The 18,401-nt window shown below is 68.1% G+C and carries 18 protein-coding genes and 2 pseudogenes; 10 read left to right on the plus strand and 10 right to left on the minus strand.

Annotated features, from left to right (window positions below; genetic code table 11):
• From A5745_RS07485 to A5745_RS07495, 3 genes are read right to left on the minus strand one after another with little or no spacing between them, the layout of a single operon-like run.
• Positions 1-1,131, minus strand: coding sequence for a DUF4185 domain-containing protein (locus A5745_RS07485; RefSeq protein ID WP_076059493.1), 1,131 nt, complete (start codon positions 1,129-1,131; stop codon positions 1-3).
• A gap of 7 nt (positions 1,132-1,138) precedes the next feature.
• Positions 1,139-2,173 (minus strand): aspartate-semialdehyde dehydrogenase, encoded by a 1,035-nt coding sequence (locus A5745_RS07490; protein WP_076115623.1) that lies wholly within the window; start codon positions 2,171-2,173, stop codon positions 1,139-1,141.
• Positions 2,173-3,438, minus strand: a complete 1,266-nt coding sequence (locus A5745_RS07495; RefSeq protein ID WP_076115624.1) for an aspartate kinase — start codon at positions 3,436-3,438, stop codon at positions 2,173-2,175. The genes A5745_RS07490 and A5745_RS07495 overlap by 1 nt, the downstream gene beginning before the upstream one ends.
• 108 nt (positions 3,439-3,546) lie before the next feature.
• Between A5745_RS07495 and A5745_RS07500 the strand changes: the two genes are divergently transcribed.
• Positions 3,547-5,499: a prolyl oligopeptidase family serine peptidase gene (locus A5745_RS07500; protein ID WP_076115632.1), complete on the plus strand. Its 1,953-nt coding sequence runs from the start codon at positions 3,547-3,549 to the stop codon at positions 5,497-5,499.
• A gap of 22 nt (positions 5,500-5,521) precedes the next feature.
• Here the strand turns inward: A5745_RS07500 and A5745_RS07505 are convergent, their stop codons facing one another.
• On the minus strand, positions 5,522-6,376 hold the full coding sequence (locus A5745_RS07505; RefSeq protein ID WP_083662785.1) for a C1 family peptidase: 855 nt from the start codon (positions 6,374-6,376) through the stop codon (positions 5,522-5,524).
• Positions 6,377-6,665: 289 nt separating this feature from the next.
• Between A5745_RS07505 and A5745_RS25315 the strand changes: the two are divergent.
• The 3 genes and pseudogenes from A5745_RS25315 to leuA all read left to right on the plus strand — a co-directional run.
• Positions 6,666-6,782: pseudogene (locus A5745_RS25315) on the plus strand (helix-turn-helix domain-containing protein); the annotation flags it as partial.
• Positions 6,783-6,842: 60 nt separating this feature from the next.
• The gene (locus A5745_RS07515; RefSeq protein ID WP_254848513.1) at positions 6,843-7,955 is read left to right on the plus strand and encodes a DUF4185 domain-containing protein; all 1,113 of its coding nucleotides are present in this window, start codon (positions 6,843-6,845) and stop codon (positions 7,953-7,955) included.
• A gap of 84 nt (positions 7,956-8,039) precedes the next feature.
• On the plus strand, positions 8,040-9,908 hold the full coding sequence (gene leuA, locus A5745_RS07520; protein ID WP_254848512.1) for a 2-isopropylmalate synthase: 1,869 nt from the start codon (positions 8,040-8,042) through the stop codon (positions 9,906-9,908).
• On the opposite strand, the gene A5745_RS07525 is transcribed toward leuA, so the two are convergent.
• Genes A5745_RS07525 through A5745_RS07535 form a run of 3 tightly spaced genes read right to left on the minus strand, consistent with a single transcriptional unit; the run spans position 9,886 to position 11,958 of the window.
• Positions 9,886-10,476, minus strand: a complete 591-nt coding sequence (locus tag A5745_RS07525; protein WP_076115626.1) for a TetR/AcrR family transcriptional regulator — start codon at positions 10,474-10,476, stop codon at positions 9,886-9,888. The genes leuA and A5745_RS07525 overlap by 23 nt on opposite strands.
• A complete protein-coding gene (locus tag A5745_RS07530) occupies positions 10,476-10,925 on the minus strand; it encodes a hypothetical protein (RefSeq protein WP_076115627.1) in 450 nt (149 codons plus the stop codon). The genes A5745_RS07525 and A5745_RS07530 overlap by 1 nt, the downstream gene beginning before the upstream one ends.
• A gap of 40 nt (positions 10,926-10,965) precedes the next feature.
• Entirely contained in the window at positions 10,966-11,958 is a 993-nt protein-coding gene (locus tag A5745_RS07535; protein WP_076059481.1) for a DEDDh family exonuclease, read from the minus strand.
• A 130-nt stretch (positions 11,959-12,088) separates the two neighbouring features.
• On the opposite strand from A5745_RS07535, the gene A5745_RS07540 reads away from it, so the two are divergent.
• The 3 genes from A5745_RS07540 to A5745_RS07550 are packed head-to-tail and all read left to right on the plus strand — an operon-like array spanning position 12,089 to position 14,461.
• Complete coding sequence (locus A5745_RS07540; RefSeq protein WP_076115628.1) at positions 12,089-13,318, plus strand: Mur ligase family protein; 1,230 nt, start codon at positions 12,089-12,091, stop codon at positions 13,316-13,318.
• Positions 13,311-14,018, plus strand: a complete 708-nt coding sequence (locus A5745_RS07545) for a type 1 glutamine amidotransferase (protein ID WP_076115629.1) — start codon at positions 13,311-13,313, stop codon at positions 14,016-14,018. The genes A5745_RS07540 and A5745_RS07545 overlap by 8 nt, the downstream gene beginning before the upstream one ends.
• Before the next feature lie 2 nt (positions 14,019-14,020).
• Positions 14,021-14,461 (plus strand): hypothetical protein, encoded by a 441-nt coding sequence (locus A5745_RS07550; protein WP_240562982.1) that lies wholly within the window; start codon positions 14,021-14,023, stop codon positions 14,459-14,461.
• 6 nt (positions 14,462-14,467) lie between these two features.
• On the opposite strand, the gene recR is transcribed toward A5745_RS07550, so the two are convergent.
• On the minus strand, positions 14,468-15,079 hold the full coding sequence (gene recR, locus A5745_RS07555) for a recombination mediator RecR (RefSeq protein ID WP_076059476.1): 612 nt from the start codon (positions 15,077-15,079) through the stop codon (positions 14,468-14,470).
• 13 nt (positions 15,080-15,092) lie between these two features.
• Positions 15,093-15,446 carry a YbaB/EbfC family nucleoid-associated protein gene (locus A5745_RS07560; protein WP_076059474.1) on the minus strand — a complete coding sequence of 118 codons (354 nt, stop codon included), beginning with the start codon at positions 15,444-15,446 and terminating at the stop codon, positions 15,093-15,095.
• Positions 15,447-15,543: 97 nt separating this feature from the next.
• On the opposite strand from A5745_RS07560, the gene A5745_RS07565 reads away from it, so the two are divergent.
• Complete coding sequence (locus A5745_RS07565; protein ID WP_217695271.1) at positions 15,544-16,305, plus strand: Rv3717 family N-acetylmuramoyl-L-alanine amidase; 762 nt, start codon at positions 15,544-15,546, stop codon at positions 16,303-16,305.
• Here A5745_RS07565 and A5745_RS07570 read toward each other — a convergent pair.
• On the minus strand, positions 16,302-16,739 hold the full coding sequence (locus tag A5745_RS07570; protein WP_076059553.1) for an SRPBCC family protein: 438 nt from the start codon (positions 16,737-16,739) through the stop codon (positions 16,302-16,304). The two genes, A5745_RS07565 and A5745_RS07570, sit on opposite strands and share 4 nt — an antisense overlap.
• A gap of 126 nt (positions 16,740-16,865) precedes the next feature.
• Here A5745_RS07570 and A5745_RS07575 point away from each other — a divergent pair, with 126 nt between their 5' ends.
• On the plus strand, positions 16,866-18,203 hold the full coding sequence (locus A5745_RS07575) for an FAD-binding oxidoreductase (RefSeq protein WP_371336865.1): 1,338 nt from the start codon (positions 16,866-16,868) through the stop codon (positions 18,201-18,203).
• Positions 18,200-18,401: pseudogene (locus A5745_RS07580) on the plus strand (SAM-dependent methyltransferase); the annotation flags it as partial. The gene A5745_RS07575 and the pseudogene A5745_RS07580, both read left to right, overlap by 4 nt.

An 18,401-nucleotide genomic window follows, 5' to 3' on the forward strand; every position in this document is an offset into this window, starting at 1 on the left:
TCACTCCGGTTTGAACGGGTTCACCGCGAACTGAATCACGCGGTACGGCGCGCTCACCCGCGCTCGCGTGTCCCATTGGCTGACGAAAATTCGAAGCTCGTCCAGGGTGGAACCCGGCGAGATGTATCCGCCATACGGTTGCGCGAGCCGGTTGTCGTACGGGGGCGGCAGGCTTTCCGCCGGCTCGGGCCACTCGTCGTGCTGCACCACCGTCGTCACCGGCGCGGTGCCCAGCGACGTCGGGTCGTTGGCCACGCGGACCTCCATGTTGCCGTTACCGGAGTTGAAATACGACAGCACCGCCTTGCCGTCGATCTGCCTGATGCACATCTCGCCCACCTGGTCGGGCCACAGCGGTGTCGGCGGCTTGTTCCACCCGCCGTCGGGCCCCGCGGCCCAGCCCTGCCACCGGGACCGGTCGGTGAACGTCTGCGGCGTGGCCCGGTACAGCACCACCGGCTGTCTGCGGGTGAAGCTGTTGGCGACGATGTACACCCACCCGCTCGGCGAATCCGGGGTGGGGACCGGGTCGTAGTACCCGCTGATCTGCGTCTGTGAGCCGCCCTGGTACGAGGCGACGCGCCGCGAGCCAGGGACCGTCTGCCATCCGGCGCGCGCCGGCGCGGCCGCCACCAGCCGGGAGTTCTGCGGCTCCAGATCCTTGGTCGTGGTCACCATCAGGTAGTTGCGGCGGTTGATCTCCACCACTCCGGCGGGCAGCTGGGAGTCCCCGGGCGGCGTCGGGTCGGCCAGCAGCGGCGCGTTGATTCCGGTGACGCCGGTGTAGCGGACGCCCGCGGGATCGTCGACCGACGCGGTGTCGACGTGCAGCGCGACCGGCGAGTACCAGCCACCGAAGCCGACACCCTGGCCCGCGAAGCTGTCGCCGCACACCTGCAGCAGCTCGGTGGGGAACGCGACGAAATCGCACAGATCGGTGGCGCCGATGCCGTAGTCGCGGGTGGGGGTTCCGGTGCCGGCCGTCGGGCCGATGCGCAGCACCTGACCCGGGGCCAGCGGCTGCAGCACCGGCTCGGGCTCGGGCGCCGGCGGATCGGCGTGTGCAAGCCAAACAGGCTGGGGCGCAACCAAACACAAAACGCTTAGCAGGGCGACCCGGGCCGAACTCACCCGGGAACTATAGTTCGGCGGCCAGCAGCTCGGCGATCTGGATGGTGTTCAGCGCCGCACCCTTGCGCAGATTGTCACCCGAGACGAACAACGCGAGGCCCCGCCCCTCCGGTACGCCGGGGTCCTGGCGGATCCGGCCGACCAGCGATTCGTCGACGCCTGCTGCGGCCAGCGGCGTCGGGACATCGACCAGCTTCACGCCCGGGGCGCCGGCGAGCAGGTCTCGCGCGCGCTCCGGCGGCAGCGGCCGCGCGAATTCGGCGTTGATCGACAGCGAGTGCCCGGTGAACACCGGAACCCGCACGCAGGTACCGCTGACCAGCAGGTCGGGAATGCCCAGGATCTTGCGGCTCTCGTGGCGCAGCTTCTGGTCCTCGTCGGTCTCCCCGGATCCGTCGTCCACCAACGATCCCGCCAGCGGCACCACGTTGAACGCGATGGGCGCGACGTACGTTTTGGGCGCCGGGAACTCGATCGCGCCGCCGTCGTGCACCAGTTCCTCGGCGTCGCCGACGACCGCGCGCGCCTGGGTCGCCAGCTCCTCGACGCCGGCCAACCCGCTGCCCGACACCGCCTGGTAGCTCGAGACCACCAGGCGCACCAGCTGGGCCTCGTCGTGCAGCACCTTGAGCACGGGCATCGCGGCCATGGTGGTGCAGTTCGGGTTGGCGATGATGCCCTTGGGCCGGTTGGCGGCGTCGCGGGCGAAGTTGACCTCCGACACGACCAGCGGCACGTCGGGATCCTTGCGCCACGCCGACGAGTTGTCGATGACCGTGACCCCGGCGGCGGCGAATCGCGGCGCCTGCACCAGCGACATCGTCTTTCCGGCGGAGAACAGCGCGATGTCCAGGCCGCTCGGGTCGGCCGTCGCGGCGTCCTCGACCTCGATCTCCTGGCCGCGGAAGGGCAGCTTGCGCCCCTGCGAGCGGGACGACGCGAAGAACCGCACCGACGTCGCGGGGAAATCCCGCTCGTCGAGCAGCCTGCGCATCACCTGGCCCACCTGACCGGTGGCACCCACAACACCGAGCGCGACCATCAGCGGCCCGTCCCCGCGTACACCCGTGCCTCCTCGTCGCCGCCCAGCCCGAACGCCTCATGCAACGCCACGACGGCCTTGTCCAGTTCCGTGTCGCGGCACAGCACCGAGATCCGGATCTCGGACGTCGAAATCAGCTCGATGTTCACGCCAACCTGAGCCAGCGCCTCACAGAAGGTCGCCGTCACTCCCGGGTGGCTGCGCATGCCCGCCCCGATCAGCGATACCTTGCCGATGTGGTCGTCGTAGAGGAGCTGGGAAAAGCCGATCTCCTCCTGGAGCGCGTCCAGCTTCGCCACCGCCGTCGGGCCGCTGTCGCGGGAGCAGGTGAAGGTGATGTCGGTCTTGCCGTCCTCGATCTTGGAGACGTTCTGCAGCACCATGTCGATGTTCACGTCGGCGTCGGCGACGGCCCGGAACACCCGGGCCGCATACCCGGGGATGTCGGGTATGCCGACGACGGTCACCTTGGCCTCGCTGCGGTCGTGCGCGACTCCGGTCAGGATGGGGTCTTCCATGGCTATGTCCTTGATCGATCCGACGACGACGGTGCCTTCTTTGTCCGAGTACGACGACCGGACATGCACCGGAATGTTGTAGCGGCGTGCGTATTCCACGCAACGCAGCATCAAGACCTTGGCCCCGCAGGCGGCCAGCTCGAGCATCTCCTCGAACGTCACCGTGTCGAGCTTGCGGGCCTTGTGCACGATCCGCGGGTCCGCGCTGAAGATGCCGTCGACGTCGGTGTAGATCTCGCAGACGTCGGCGCCCAGCGCGGCGGCCAATGCGACGGCCGTGGTGTCCGAACCGCCACGGCCGAGCGTGGTGACGTCGCGGGTGTCCTGGCTGACTCCCTGAAACCCGGCGACCAAAACGATCCGGCCTTCGTCGAGCGCCGACTGCAGCCGCGTCGGTGTGACGTCGATGATCTTCGCGTTGCCGTGGGTGCCAGTGGTGATGACGCCGGCCTGCGATCCGGTGAACGACCGGGCGTGCGCGCCCAGCGATTCGATGGCCATGGCCACCAGCGCATTGGAGATGCGCTCACCGGCCGTCAGGAGCATGTCTAGTTCCCGGGGCGGCGGGACGGGGCACACCTGCTGAGCCAGGTCCAGCAGATCGTCGGTGGTGTCGCCCATCGCGGAGACCACCACGACGACGTCGTTGCCTTGTTTCTTGGTCTCGACGATGCGTTCGGCGACGCGACGGATCCGGTCGGCGTCGGCCACCGAGGATCCGCCGTACTTTTGTACGACGAGCGCCACTGTCTCTCTGCCTGCCCTTCCGGCCCCTACAGACGTGTTTTGAGTCCACAACAGAATACGTGCCGGCGCATCCTGATTTACCCGGCGATGTCCGGCACGATGGGCGCCATGCCAACGACTGCTCCCTACGGATCTTGGACGTCGCCCATCGACGCCGCCGATCTGGTCGGCGGATTGCATCCGGTGGCCGGCGGGCGGTTCGTCGACAACGAAGTGTGGTGGCTGGAAGGGCGTCCTGCGGAGAAGGGCCGTTATGCCGTGCGCCGCATCGGTGCCGACGGCGGCGCCGAGGACGTGTTGCCCGCGCCGTGGAACGCGCGCACCCGCGTGCACGAGTACGGCGGGGGTGCGTGGACGGTCACCGATGCCGGCGCGGTGATCTTCGCCGAGTTCGGTGATCAACGGCTGTACCGACTCGACGAACCGGGCGGTGTGCCCGTCCCGCTCACTCCGCAACCGCCGGAGCCCGCCGCCTGGCGCTATGCCGAACTGCAACTGTTGCGCGACGGCGAGGTGTGGTGCGTTCGCGAGCGGCACGCCGACGGCGTGGTCCAGCGCGACATCGCGGCGGTGCCGGTCGACGGGTCGGCCGCAGAGGACGCCGACGCGATCCGCTCGGTGGTCGCCGGTTCACACTTCCTCGCCGCGCCGCGGATCTCGCCCGACGGTGCCCGGCTGGCGTGGATCGCGTGGGAGCACCCGCAGATGCCTTGGGACGGCACCGAACTGCGGGTGGCCGATCTCGACCCGAGTGGCGTTGCCGGCGCGATGCGCACCTTGCTCGGCTCGACGACTGAGTCGGTGTTGCAGCCGGAGTGGTGCGACGCCGCATCCCTGTACGTGATCAGCGATCGCAGCGGGTTCTGGAACCCCTACCTGATCGCGGTCGACGGCGGCGATCCGGAACCGGTCGGCGCGGTCGAGGCCGATCTCGGCGGACCGATGTGGGCCCTCGGCACACGCTGGTACACACTTCTGCCGGACGGGCGGCTGCTCACCGTGCGCACCCTCGGGACGTCCACGCTGGCCTACCTCGACCCCAAGACCGGGAACTACGACGACATCGATCTCGGCGGCCACACCAGCGTTTCTCTCGGGCCGGCCCGCGACGGCCGGGTGGTGCTGACCAGTTCCGGCGCGCACACGCCAGCCGGGATCCGGACGCTTGAGCTCGCGTCCGGCCGGCTCGCCGACATCCGGCTCAGCGTCGACGACGTTCCGGACGCCGCGTACCTGCCGCACGCCGAACAAATGACCTTCCCCGGTGTCGGCGGCCGCCAGGTGCATGCGGTGGTGTACCGGCCGCGCAACCCGGACTTCGCCGCGCCCGAGGGCGAACTGCCGCCGTTCGTCGCGCACGTGCACGGCGGCCCAACCGGCCACACCGAGCCAATGCTCTCGCTGAGCAACGCGTACTACACCAGCCGGGGCATCGGGGTCGTCGACGTCAACTACGGCGGGTCCACCGGCTACGGCCGCGAGTACCGCGAGCGACTGCGCGGAAAGTGGGGAATCGTCGACGTCGAGGACACCGTCGCGGCTGTCCGCGGCCTGGCCGACGCGGGCGTGGCCGACGGCGCCCGCCTGGCCATCGAGGGTGGCTCGGCCGGCGGTTGGACGGTGCTCTCTGCCCTGACCACCAGCGACGCGTTCGCATGCGGCATCTCGTTGTTCGGTGTCGCCGAACTGATCGAGTTCGTCAAGGAGACCCACGACTTCGAGTCGCGCTACATCGACGGCTTGGTCGGGCCCCTGCCCGAAGCGCGCGAGCTCTACGAACAGCGGGCACCGCTGAACAACGTCGCCGGGCTGTCGTGTCCGGTGTTGTTGCTACAGGGCCTGGACGACCCGATCGTCCCGCCGGCGCAGGCCGAGCGGTTCCGCGACGCACTCATGGCCAAGGGCCTGCCGCACGCCTACCGGCCCTACGAGGATGAGTCGCACGGCTTCCGCAAGCGCGAGACGATCATCGACACGCTCGAGTCGAGTCTGTCGTTCTACGGCCAGATTCTCGGCTTCGACCCGCCGGGGGTGCCGCGGCTCGAACTCTGGCGGCCATAACGGCGCGTTGCGCGGTGAGGTGCTACGACGAAACCATCTGGATGGCCCAGAAGTCGCTCGCCAAGTGCGCCCCGTTGATGGGCGAGCTGTCGGAGCTGGCCTTGGAACCGGTCAGATACTCGTAGGGCAGGTAGAAGTAGCCGTGGTCGCCCCACGACGGTCCCCACGAGTTCCGAACGATCAAGTGGCTCTTGGGATCTGAGTAGCCGACGGCGACTACGGCATGGCCGCCGACCGTGGCCTCACCCCGTTTGGGCATGGGAACCACACCCGTTTGAGCGACGGGCTGCGATTCGAAGCTCTGGTACACGGTAAACCCGAAAACGACGGGCAGATTCGAGGCGATCGCATCCTTGAGGTCCCCCAGTGTCTGAATCGCCTCGTATTGCACCGCCTTGTCCTTCTTCGCGGCGACGTAGCAACGCTTCGGCGGTTTCACCGTGAACACGCCGATGTCGTACGGCCACAAGGTTTCCGGGCAAACGCCCTCGCGGTTCACTACCTTGATGCCGTCCCTGATGACGGCGCCCGAGTCGCTGGACACGGTGCCTTCGAGCGCACGTTCGTTGTAGTAGATGAACAGCCGCGAAGGGACAAAATCGGACAGGCCCTGCCGATCCCGCTCGTACTCCATTGCGGCGGCGATGGCATTTCCGGTGCACGATCCGAGCTGACCCTGGTCGTAGACCGCGGGCATCGACGGACGTAGGTCGTACTCGGCGGGCGGCAGGTCCCTAAGCCTGGCCGTGTACACCATGTCGCGGGCATCCGGGAGCTGTGGGCGCCAGCCGAAACCGCGAACGTGGCTCCAGTCCTGTGCCTGGGCGTCGCCTTCGACGCCGCCCTTGACGCGGCTGGGCTCTTGCAAAGTGGTCATTGCAACCTCCAAATCTCCTGTGGTGCGTCGACCGTAGGAGCCCAGACCTAGGGACGGCACGCGTAGTGCACCACCTGATTTCTCGGCCGACTACGTCATCCCGACGAGTAGGGCTCGCGCCGAGTTCGGTTGCGCAGGCCGGTTAGCGGAGCGCCGAGGACGACACAGGTAGCCCGCTACTCGTGCCCCGGCCGCATGTCCTCCGCATTGTTGGGGGTAAAGACGTGGTGGGAGTCGTCGCCGAATCCGAGGGGTGCGACGACTCGGCCGGGACGCTAGCGGAGGAGCCATGCACGAGGCGGATTCGGCGGCGCTGCGCAAACAGGTTCTGCGGAGACTCCGCTCGGGAGAGAAGGTCTCCGCGGTTGCGGCCGACAGCGGCGTCAGCGCCTCCACGGTATATAGGTGGAGGCGCGAAAGTGGCTGTGTCGCAATGAAATCGCCCGCCGCACGCAGCTCACCATCGATGCGGTCGGCAGCGGTGCCCATGCCCTCCGTCGAGGGCTATCTTGGGGATATCACCGGCCCGGGCATCACCGACACATGGGGGGTTACCTGCACCGACCTGGGTGTCTGCGCGGTGGCACCCAACGGCAAGCTGGTGTCGGTCTTCGGAGATACCTTCTCGGGCCGCACCGTTGGGCAGGGTGACTGGCGCGCCCCGGTCGCCATGGTCGGCAGCGGGGACGCCAACAACCAGATCCGCTATGAGTACGCGGGCGGAGCCGACCCGAACTATGCGCGGCAGCTGTGGTCCTACGTCCACGACGGCGAACCGTGGAACCGGGGCGGGATCAGCACCGTGATTCCGTCCGACGTGCTGGTCGTCGGGCAGACGATGTACCTGCATGCCATCGTCAACCGCGGCTTCGGGAACGTGATCTGGACCGGGATCTGGGCCTCCACGGATAACGGCGGCAGCTGGCGGCGGATGGGCGCCCGGGCAAGGTTTCCCGCGTCGCTGCACAACGGCTACGCGCAGCTGTGGTCGTGGGACTACAACCCCGACGACGGCTGGGTGTACGTCGTTTCCACGGGGTTCCAGCGAGACAAGGGCGTCATCCTGCGACGCGTGCGTCCGGGCGATATCGGCGACAGGACCAAATACTCCGGCTGGGGCTGGGCCGACAACCGGTGGGCATGGGACACGGCGCCGACGCCCATCACGCCGCCCGCCGAAACCTGGGGCGAGCTGACGCTGCGCAGGCTCGATACCGGCACATGGATCCTGGGCGGCTTCCTGTCCTCGGGATATGCGTTGGGGTACCGCACGATCGACTCGCCGACCGCCAATCTGTACGAAACCGAGGTCCAGACGCCGGTGGTCGGAACAACCTGGGACGCCCAAAACCTCGCGGGCAATCAGGTCGCCCAGCTCTACGGCGGATATGTTCTGCCGGGCTCACGGCTGGACGTTCCGGGCGGCGTCGGGCTGGTGGTGTCGCAGTGGAACACCGCGACGGGGTGGCCGTACCGGACGATGCAGTTCAGGGTCACCCTCAAGGACACCACGGGCACGTCGAGCGTCCCGAGTCGCACAGGTCGGCGCCGATTTCGGTCGCCGGGCCAAGCGCGGTAGAGTGCTCTACGTGCAGCGGGTGCTCCTCCTCGGACGCCGCGACGGGGTCTGATCCAGACCGGCCTCCCGTCGCGGGCGTTCGCGATGCGCCGGTCTGAGGTTCCCTCTGACACCCCCGGAGCAACTACCGTGACAAGTTTTTCCCAGCCTTCCGGCCCCGACGCCTATACCGAATCGTTCGGGGCGCGGACCGTCGTCAAACCCGCGGGCCCACCCGCGCCCGGCCAGCCCGTGTGGAATCCCCAGCGGGGTTCGTCGATGCCCATCAACCGGTACCGACCGTTCTTCGAGGAAGTCGAGCCCATTCGGCTCACCGACCGCAGCTGGCCCGACCGCGTCACCGACACCGCACCGCTGTGGTGCGCGGTGGATCTGCGCGACGGCAACCAGGCGCTGATCGACCCGATGAGCCCGGCCCGCAAGCGCCGCATGTTCGACCTGCTGGTGCGCATGGGCTACAAGGAGATCGAGGTCGGGTTCCCGTCGGCCAGCCAGACCGATTTCGACTTCGTCCGCGAGATCATCACCGCCGGCGCCGTTCCCGACGACGTCACCATCCAGGTGCTGACGCAGTGCCGACCGGAGCTGATCGAGCGCACGTTCGAGGCGTGCGAGGGCGCGTCGCGGGCCATCGTGCACTTCTACAACTCGACGTCAATCCTGCAGCGGCGCGTGGTCTTTCGCGCCGACCGCGCCGCGGTCCAGGCCATCGCGACCGACGGCGCGCGCAAGTGCGTCGAGCAGGCCGCCAAATACCCGGGCACCCAGTGGCGGTTCGAGTATTCGCCGGAGTCCTACACCGGCACCGAACTGGAGTACGCCAAGGATGTGTGCGACGCCGTCGGCGAAATCATCGGCCCCACACCGGACAACCCGATCATCTTCAACCTGCCCGCCACCGTTGAGATGGCAACGCCCAACGTCTACGCCGACTCGATCGAGTGGATGAGCCGCAACCTGGCCAACCGCGAGTCGGTCATCCTGAGCCTGCATCCGCACAACGACCGCGGAACCGCCGTCGCCGCAGCCGAATTGGGCTATCAGGCCGGCGCGGACCGGATCGAGGGCTGCCTGTTCGGCAACGGGGAACGCACCGGCAACGTGTGTCTGGTGACGCTCGGACTGAACTTGTTCTCGCGCGGCGTGGACCCGCAGATCGACTTCTCCAACATCGACGAGATCCGCCGCACGGTGGAGTACTGCAACCAGCTGCCGGTGCACGAGCGTCACCCCTACGGCGGGGACCTGGTGTACACCGCGTTCTCGGGCAGCCATCAGGACGCCATCAACAAGGGCCTGGACCAGATGAAGATCGACGCGGACGAAGCGGACTCCGACGTCGAGGACATGCTGTGGCAGGTGCCGTATCTGCCGATCGACCCGAAGGATGTCGGGCGTACCTACGAGGCGGTGATCCGGGTCAACTCGCAGTCCGGCAAGGGCGGGGTGGCCTACATCATGAAGGCCGACCACGGCCTGGCCCTGCCGCGGCGGCTGCAGATCGAGTTCTCCCAAGTGATCCAGAAGATCGCCGACGGCGAGGGCGGTGAGGTCTCGCCGAAGGAGATGTGGGACGCCTTCTCCGAGGAGTACCTCGCGCCGGTGCGGCCGCTGGAGCGGATGAAGCAGCGAGTCGACACCTCCGAGGAGGACGGCGGCCCGACCAGCATCGCCGCGACCGTCAAGATCAACGGGGTCGAGACCGAGATCACCGGCGTCGGCAACGGTCCGTTGGCCGCTTTCGTCCATGCGCTGGGCAAGGTCGGGTTCGAGGTGGCCGTCCTGGATTACTCGGAGCACGCGATGAGCTCCGGTGACGACGCACAGGCCGCGGCCTACGTCGAGGCGTCGGTGGGCGGTCGGACCGTGTGGGGTGTCGGGATCGCGCCGTCGATCACGACCGCGTCGCTGCGGGCCGTGGTGTCGGCGGTCAATCGCGCGTCTCGAAATTAGCGCCGCTGGGGCCGAAGAACGCGCTCAGCAGTCGATCGATTAGCCCCGCGGGGTCGTCGTCGGAGGGCATCGTGAGCTTGCTGAACACGTAGCCGTTGAGCAGGCGGCTCAGGTCGTCCATTTGTTGGGCCGTCGGGGCGAGGCCCGCCGCCTCGAAGATCAGCGTGGCGGACTTCACTGCCGCGGCCTGCAACTCGAGCAGGAACGGCTGCAGCTCGGGCCGGCGCGTGCCCTCCAGGAACAGCTCGAACCGAGCCAGCGTGTGCCGGCGGAACTGCTCGTCCGGGTGGGAAATCAGCTGCGTCATCAGCGCTTTGAGGCCGCCCCGGGTGAGCGACCCGATCGCGGCCCGCAGGGCTTCGACGCGCCGCCAATGCAGGTCGACGGTCCGTGCGGCAGTGGCTTCCAGCAGGGCTTGGCGGGTGCGGAAGTAGTTCGAGGTGGTGCCCGCGGGCAGGCCCGCGCGGTCGTCGACGTGGCGATGCGTCAAACCCCCGACGCCGGTGTCAGCGAGGATGCCGATGGCGGCGTCGAGGATCTGTGCGCGGCGTTGCGGGTTAGGCGGCATCAGCTTTTGTAGCGCAGCCGCCAGAACATCGTGAGGAAGGCCGGATACACCGCGATCAGCAGGAGGTAGCTGAACCACATCGGAAACCAGGTGACGAACGTCAGGTCCTTGATCACATAGTCGAGGTAGATGTGCAGCGGCACGCTGCCGGCGATGTACACCACCGACGCGGTGAACAGCGCCCGATGCCGGGTGTCGGCGAACCGCACGTCGCGCCACACCAGGATGCCGGTGACGCCGGCATACGCCATCGGAACCAGCAGGATCCTGTCGTTTGTCAACGTCGCCGCGTGCTGCAGGGTGAGGGCGTCGCCGAAGATCACGCGATAGAGGTGCAGCGCGTACCCGAGCGAAATGGTGAGCATGGCCGCCGGCCGGAAGAAGTAGCCGTGCCTGCGGTAGGTGTGCCACCAGGACCAATTGTGTACTACATGTGTAGTGGTAGACATGCCGCCAACGGTACTACTACATGTGTAGTGATGGCAAGGGCTAGAACAGAGCGAGCTGTTCGTCGACGGTGGTGACGTCGACGAATTCCTCCATGTTGGTGCCGCCGAGGACACCGCGCAGGGAGTCCATGAACTGCGCATCGGTCACGACGGGCACGCCCAGCTTGCGGGCCAGAAAGCCCTTGCCCTGCTCGGGGGCGGAGTCGTTACACACCACCAGCGAGGTCTCCAGGTCGACGGTGTCGCTGTAGGCCAGCCCGGCGTGCAGGATCCGCTCGACGAGTTCCTCGTGGGTCCGGCGCACCTCGGCGGCCAGCGCCACCCGCATGCCCTGCACCAGCGGCCTACCTGGGTCGTACGGCCCCGGGTTCAGATACGGGCAGGGCATCCGGGAAGCCAGCACCTTCAGTGGCCGCAGCTCGTCGTGGGTCACCCGGCCGTTCGGCCAGCGGCGCCGGGTCACCGGGCGCACGGGCAGCCAGATGTCGCGTTCGCGTGCCCGCGCCAGGGCCGACGCCAGCACCCCCGTCAGGACCATGGCGTCGTCGAAGGCGTCGTGCGGCCGTTCCTGGGTCACGCCCCAGTGCGCCGCGAGCGTCTCCAGCCGCAGATTGTCGATGCCGAGGTCAAGGCGGCGGGCCAGCTCGACCGTGCACATGACGCTGTCGACGGGCAGTTCGGCCTCGGCGAGCTCCGCCTCGGCGGCGAGAAATGCGTAGTCGAAGGCGACGTTGTGGGCCACCAGCGTGCGGCCGCGCAGCACCTCGATCACGTCGCCGGCGATCTCGCCGAACTGCGGCTGGTCCTCCAACATCGCGGCGGTGAGGCCGTGCACGTGGGTTGGACCGGGGTCCACCCCCGGGTTGAGCAGGCTGACGACGGATTGCTCGACGTTGCCGTGGGCGTCGAGGCCCAGCGCGGCAAGGCTGATGATCCGCGCCTGACCTGGGCGGAAGCCCGAAGTCTCGACGTCGATGACCGCCCAACCCCCGTCCGGCTCGCTTGCCGGGCGACCCCAGGACACCCCGTTCATAGCCTGAGGATTGCACGTCAGACCGACATCACCGGTTCGCTGCGCGCCGTGTCGTCAACTAAATCGATGAGGGCGACCCGCCTCGCCCGGCGGCGAGCGCCGCGCTTGCGATCGCCCTTAAACTCACCGCGTGGTCACCACCCGCGCACGTCTGGCACTCGCCGCAGGAGCGAGCGCGCGATGGGCGTCGCGGGTCACCGGGCGCGGCGCCGGCGCGATGATCGGCGGCCTGGTCGCCATGACGCTCGACCGCTCGATCCTGCGTCAGCTCGGCGCGGGCCGCCGCACCGTCGTCGTCACCGGAACGAACGGCAAGTCCACGACCACCCGGATGACCGTCGCGGCCTTGGGGACGTTGGGCGCCGTCGCCACCAACGCCGAGGGCGCCAACATGGACGCCGGCCTGATCGCCGCGCTCGCCGCCAACCGCGATGCGCCCCTAGCGGTCCTGGAAGTCGACGAGATGCACGTGCCGCACGTCTCCGATGCGGTGGAGCCCAGCGTCATCGTGCTGCTCAACCTGTCGCGCGACCAGCTGGACCGGGTCGGCGAGATCAACGTGATCGAACGCACGCTGCGCGCCGGCCTGGCCCGGCATCCGCGCGCGGTCGTGGTCGCCAACTGCGACGACGTGCTGATGACGTCGGCCGCCTACGACAGCCCGAACGTGGTGTGGGTGGCCGCGGGCGGGGCGTGGGCGAACGACTCGGTGAGCTGCCCGCGCAGCGGCGAGGTCATCGTCCGCGAGCGGGGACACTGGTATTCGACCGGCGCCGACTTCAAGCGGCCCAGCCCGCAGTGGTGGTTCGACGATGAGACGCTGTACGGGCCCGACGGCCTGGCCCTGCCGATGCGGCTGACGCTGCCCGGCGCGGTGAATCGCGGCAACGCGGCCCAAGCCGTGGCCGCCGCGGTGGCGCTGGGCGCGGACCCGGCTCAAGCCGTCGCGGCCGTCGCGGCGGTCGACGAGGTCGCCGGGCGCTACCGCACGGTCCGAGTCGGCGCGCACGACGCGCGGATCCTGCTGGCCAAGAATCCGGCGGGCTGGCAGGAGGCGCTGTCGATGGTGGACAAGCACGCGGCCGGCGTGGTCATCGCGGTCAACGGCCAGGTGCCCGACGGCGAGGACCTGTCCTGGCTGTGGGATGTGCGCTTCGAGCACTTCGAGGACACCCAGGTGGTCGCCGCCGGGGAACGCGGCACCGACCTGGCGGTGCGGCTCGGGTATGCGAGCGTCGACCACACCCTGGTGCACGACACCGTGGCGGCCATCGCGTCCTGCCCGCCGGGGCGGGTGGAGGTCGTCGCCAACTACACCGCGTTCCTCCAGCTGCAGCGGGCACTGGTGCGCCATGGCTGACTCAAAGGTGCGGATCGGGCTGGTGCTGCCCGACGTGATGGGCACCTACGGCGACGGCGGCAACGCCCTGGTGCTGCGCCAGCGGCTGCGGTTGCGCGGCATCGATGCCGAGATCGTCGAGATCACGCTGGCCGATCCGGTGCCGGAATCCCTGGACCTCTACACGCTGGGCGGCGCCGAGGACTACGCGCAGCGGCTGGCCACCAGGCACCTCATCCAGCACCCGGGGCTGCAGCGCGCGGCGGACCGCGGCGCACCCGTGCTGGCGATCTGCGCGGCCATCCAGGTGCTCGGGCACTGGTACGAGACGTCGGCCGGGGAACGCGTCGACGGCGTGGGCATGCTGGATTTGACGACCACGCCGCAGGACAAGCGCACCATCGGCGAGCTGGTGACCAAGCCGTTGCTGGCCGGCCTGACCCAGCGCCTCACCGGTTTCGAAAACCACCGCGGCGGAACGGTTTTGGGGGCCGCGGCCGCACCGTTGGGCGCGGTGCTCAAGGGCGCGGGCAACCGGGCCGGCGACGGCGTCGACGGCGCGGTCCAGGGCAGTGTGGTCGCCACGTACATGCACGGGCCGTGCCTGGCCCGCAACCCGGAGCTGGCCGACCTGCTGCTGAGCAAGGTGGTGGGCGAACTGGAACCGCTGCAGCTGCCCGAGGTGGAGCTGCTGCGCCGCGAACGACTGGCGGTGCGCTAGCCGTGCGCGCCGTGATGGAGAAGATCAGCCCGCGGCTGGCTGCCTGCGCAGCACTGCTCGGCGCGGCTGTGTTCGTCACAGGGCCGACACCGGCGCACGCCGACTACGACGTCCCGAACGGCCGGTACAACGTGCTCTACCAGGACAGCGACAAACCGACCGCCTGGCTTTTCGTCCCGTGCGGCTCGGACTGCACCCTGGCGACCTCGCAAGATGGCGGCACGTTCGTCATCAGCTGGGAATTCCACCTCGCCAATGGGCGATGGACGCACAGCGGCACGGCCCAGGCGCGGTGCCCAAACGGCGCATCGGCCCCGGTGAACGTCATTTACAGCTTCGATGCGGTGTCGCTTGCCGGCGAAGGCCTGACGACGACGTCGGACGGGTGCGGTGACGAGCCGGGCAAGACCTTTACCAGGTCATTCCAATTGAGCAAAGTCTGAGGGACGTCAGGCCATGGCCCGGCGGCCGGTGAGCGCGCGGCCCAGCGTCAGCTCGTCGGCGAACTCCAAGTCGCCGCCCATCGGCAGCCCGGACGCGATCCGCGTCACGGTCAGGCCGGGGATGTCGCGCAGGATCCGCACCAGGTAGGTCGCGGTCGCCTCGCCCTCGGTATTGGGATCGGTGGCGATGATCACCTCGGTGATGTCGACATCGTCGACCCGTTCACCGATCCGGCTCAGCAGCTCGCGGATCCGCAGCTGATCGGGGCCGACGCCGGACAGCGGATCGAGCGCACCGCCCAAAACGTGGTAGCGGCCGCGGAATTCGCGGGTGCGCTCCACGGCCTGAATGTCCTTCGGCTCCTCGACCACGCACACCACGGACGCATCGCGACGGGTATCGGAACAGATCCGGCACCGTTCGTCGTCGGACACGTTGCCGCACACCGCACAGAACCGCACGCCGTCGCGAACCTTCGCCAGCACGGCGCTCAACCGGTCGATGTCCGCGGGTTCGACGGACAGCAAGTGGAAGGCGATGCGCTGCGCGCTCTTGGGTCCGATGCCCGGCAGCTTGCCGAGCTCGTCGATCAAATCCTGGACGGGTCCCTCGAACATGGCGGTGGGAGGATCAGAGCCCCGGAATTTGCGTCGGCGGGGCAGGCGGCTGGCCGGGCGGGCCACCCATGCCGCCGGCCAGCGAGCCCAGCTGCTCCTGCGCCATCGCGGTGACCTGCTTGGAAGCGTCGGCCATGGCGCCGACGATCAGGTCCTGCAGCGTTTCGACGTCCGCGGGGTCGACGACCTTCGGATCGATCTTCACGCCGACCACCTCGCCGCTGCCCTTGACGATGACCTCGACCAGGCCGCCGCCGGCGTGCCCGTGCACCTCGGAGTTCGCGAGCCGTTGCTGCGCTTCCATGAGCTTTTGCTGCATCTGCTGCGCCTGGGCGAGCAGCGCCGACATGTCGCCTCCGGGTTGCATGACAATCCCCTCGCATCTTGGTCTCGAGTTGGTTTCGCCTGTGGATGTCGGCGATTCGAAACACTCAGCGTAGACCGCGCGCCGTTACCTTTGCGCCGTGGACCTACGAGTGAGCAGGCGTGTCGGGATCAAAATGACGATCGGCGCGCTGGTTGCCGCGTCGACGGCGGTGACGCCGGCCGCATGGGGAGTCCCCGCCAACATCGCCGGCATGGTCGTGTTCATCGATCCCGGCCACAACGGCGCCAACGACGCGTCCATCACGCATCAGGTGCCCACCGGCCGCGGCGGCACCAAGGACTGCCAAACCAGCGGGACGTCGACAAACTCCGGCTACATGGAACACACCTTCACTTGGGACACCGCGCTTCGGGTCCGCGCCGCGTTGAACGCGCTCGGCGTCCGGACCGCCATGTCCCGCAACAACGACACGGGCGTGGGAGCGTGTGTCGACGCGCGCGCGGCCGCGGCCAACGCGTTGCGCCCCAACGCGATCCTGAGCATCCATGCCGACGGCGGTCCGCCATCCGGGCGGGGCTTCCACGTCAACTATTCGGCCCCGCCGCTCAACCAGGCGCAGGCCGGGCCGTCGGTGCAGTACGCGCGAATCATGCGCGATCAATTGCAGGCGTCGGGCATTCCGCCCTCCAACTACATTGGCCAGGACGGACTCTATGGGCGGTCGGATCTGGCCGGCCTGAACCTGGCGCAGTATCCGTCGGTCCTGGTCGAGTGCGGCAACATGAAGAATCCGGTGGATTCGGCGCTGATGGAGTCGCCCGAAGGGCGGCAGAAATACGCCGACGCACTGGTCCGCGGTGTCGCGGGGTTCCTGGCCACCCAGGGCCAGGTGCGCTAGCTTTCGAGTTCCTTTTTCAGGTTGGCCAACACCTCGGCCTGGATTTTCTTCAGACCCAGTGGCGCAAAGGTCTTTTCGAAGAATCCCTTGACGCCGCCCGCACCGGTCCAGCTGGTCTTCACGGTGACGCTGGATCCCGGGCCCGCGGGAGCCACCGTCCAGTTGGTGACCATGGACGAGTTTGCGTCCTTCTCGATGACGGTGTGGCCGGCGACGTCGACGTTCACCTGCACGTCGCGGACCCGTGATTTGGTGGCCTGCAGCCTCCACTTGGCAACCGTTCCGGCGCCCTGCCCGCCTTGGGTGACCTGGTACTCGCTGTACTGCGGGGACAGGATTTTCGGGCGAACGTTCTGATAGTCCGCAACCGCGGCCAGCGTGGCCTCCGGCTCGGCGTTGATCAAGATCGTGCTGGCCGCGCTCACCTGGCCCATCAGGCGCAACTCCTCTTTCCGATGCCGCCCGCGCGGGTGCACGGGCTGTTTCCGAAGACTAGGGTATATGTGGTGCCAAGCCCCGGATCTGCACTCTCGGCTCACACGTCGGGCGTTGATCGGTTGATGGCGAGTTATCGGTCCATCCCAGCAACGTCCGCAGTCCGGCTCGCCAAACCCAGCTCAAATCTGTTCCGCGCCCGCACCAAACGCGACGCGCCTGGCCTGGACACCTCAGGGCTGACTCAGGTGCTCGGTGTCGATCCGGAGGCCCGCACCGCCGATGTCGCGGGCATGTGCACGTATGAGGACCTGGTGGCCGCGACCCTGCCGTACGGTCTTTCGCCGCTGGTGGTGCCGCAGCTGAAGACCATCACCCTCGGCGGTGCGGTCAGCGGCCTGGGTATCGAGTCGGCGTCGTTCCGCAACGGTCTGCCACACGAATCGGTGCTGGAGATGGATATCCTCACCGGCGCTGGCGAATTGGTCACCGCATCCCGCGGCCAGCACGCCGAACTTTTCCGCGCTTTTCCCAATTCGTATGGGACGCTTGGATATTCGACTAGGCTCCGCATCGAGCTGGAGCCGGTGGCGCCGTTTGTGGCGCTGCGCCACGTCCGGTTCCGCTCGTTGCCCGACCTGGTCGCGGCGATGGAGCGCATCATCGACACCGGCGGGCAGGGCGGCACTCAAGTGGACTACCTCGACGGCGTCGTGTTCAGCGCCGACGAAAGCTATCTGTGCGTCGGCAGGCGGACCACCACCCCCGGCCCGGTCAGCGACTACACCGGCAAAGACATCTACTACCGCTCGATACAGCACGACGCGGCGGGCATCGAAGCCACCAAAGACGATCGGCTGACGATTCACGACTACTTCTGGCGCTGGGACACCGATTGGTTTTGGTGTTCCCGCGCGTTCGGCGTGCAGAATCCCCGATTGCGCCGCTGGTGGCCGCGCCGCTACCGGCGCAGCAGTGTTTACTCCAAGCTCGTCGCGCTGGACCAGCGCTTCGGCATCGCGGACCGCATCGAGGCGCGCCACGGTCGTCCGGCGCGGGAACGGGTGGTGCAGGACGTCGAGGTGCCGATCGAACGGGTCGTGGACTTCCTCGAATGGTTCGGCGAGAACGTGCCGATCACACCGATCTGGTTGTGCCCGTTGCGGCTTCGCGATCACGAAGGCTGGCCGCTGTATCCGATGCGGCCCGACCACACCTACGTCAACATCGGGTTCTGGTCCTCGGTGCCGGCCAGTGACTCCACCGAGGGCGCAGCCAACCGGGCCATCGAGGCGAAGGTCAGTGAGCTCGACGGGCATAAGTCGCTGTACTCCGACTCCTTCTACACCCGCGAGGAGTTTGACGAACTCTACGGTGGGGAGGCCTATAAGACGGTCAAAAAGACCTACGATCCCGATTCGCGTCTCCTCGACCTCTATGCAAAGGCGGTGCAACGGCGATGACAACGACACGAGAGCCCGAACGCCCCACCAAGTCGGGCAAATTGAGCATGGCGGAGATCCTGGAGATCTTCACCGCCACCGGGGGACAGCCGCTGAAGTTCACCGCGTACGACGGCAGCACCGCCGGCAGCGACGACGCCGAGCTGGGCCTGGATCTTCGGTCGTCCCGCGGCGCCACCTACCTGGCGACCGCCCCCG

Source organism: Mycobacterium sp. IS-2888 (assembly GCF_001954215.1).
Classification (GTDB): domain Bacteria; phylum Actinomycetota; class Actinomycetes; order Mycobacteriales; family Mycobacteriaceae; genus Mycobacterium.

Coding starts and splice junctions, on each gene's coding strand:
- leuA (WP_254848512.1), top strand. CDS start 8,040: ATGCGCCGGTCTGAGGTTCCCTCTGACACCCCCGGAGCAACTACCGTG.
- A5745_RS07535 (WP_076059481.1), bottom strand. CDS start 11,958: ATGAACGGGGTGTCCTGGGGTCGCCCGGCAAGCGAGCCGGACGGGGGT.
- A5745_RS07570 (WP_076059553.1), bottom strand. CDS start 16,739: ATGGGCCAGGTGAGCGCGGCCAGCACGATCTTGATCAACGCCGAGCCG.
- A5745_RS07560 (WP_076059474.1), bottom strand. CDS start 15,446: ATGCAACCCGGAGGCGACATGTCGGCGCTGCTCGCCCAGGCGCAGCAG.
- A5745_RS07545 (WP_076115629.1), top strand. CDS start 13,311: ATGGCTGACTCAAAGGTGCGGATCGGGCTGGTGCTGCCCGACGTGATG.
- A5745_RS07530 (WP_076115627.1), bottom strand. CDS start 10,925: ATGTCTACCACTACACATGTAGTACACAATTGGTCCTGGTGGCACACC.
- A5745_RS07490 (WP_076115623.1), bottom strand. CDS start 2,173: ATGGTCGCGCTCGGTGTTGTGGGTGCCACCGGTCAGGTGGGCCAGGTG.
- recR (WP_076059476.1), bottom strand. CDS start 15,079: ATGTTCGAGGGACCCGTCCAGGATTTGATCGACGAGCTCGGCAAGCTG.
- A5745_RS07515 (WP_254848513.1), top strand. CDS start 6,843: ATGCGGTCGGCAGCGGTGCCCATGCCCTCCGTCGAGGGCTATCTTGGG.
- A5745_RS07525 (WP_076115626.1), bottom strand. CDS start 10,476: ATGCCGCCTAACCCGCAACGCCGCGCACAGATCCTCGACGCCGCCATC.
- A5745_RS07505 (WP_083662785.1), bottom strand. CDS start 6,376: ATGACCACTTTGCAAGAGCCCAGCCGCGTCAAGGGCGGCGTCGAAGGC.
- A5745_RS07500 (WP_076115632.1), top strand. CDS start 3,547: ATGCCAACGACTGCTCCCTACGGATCTTGGACGTCGCCCATCGACGCC.
- A5745_RS07575 (WP_371336865.1), top strand. CDS start 16,866: ATGGCGAGTTATCGGTCCATCCCAGCAACGTCCGCAGTCCGGCTCGCC.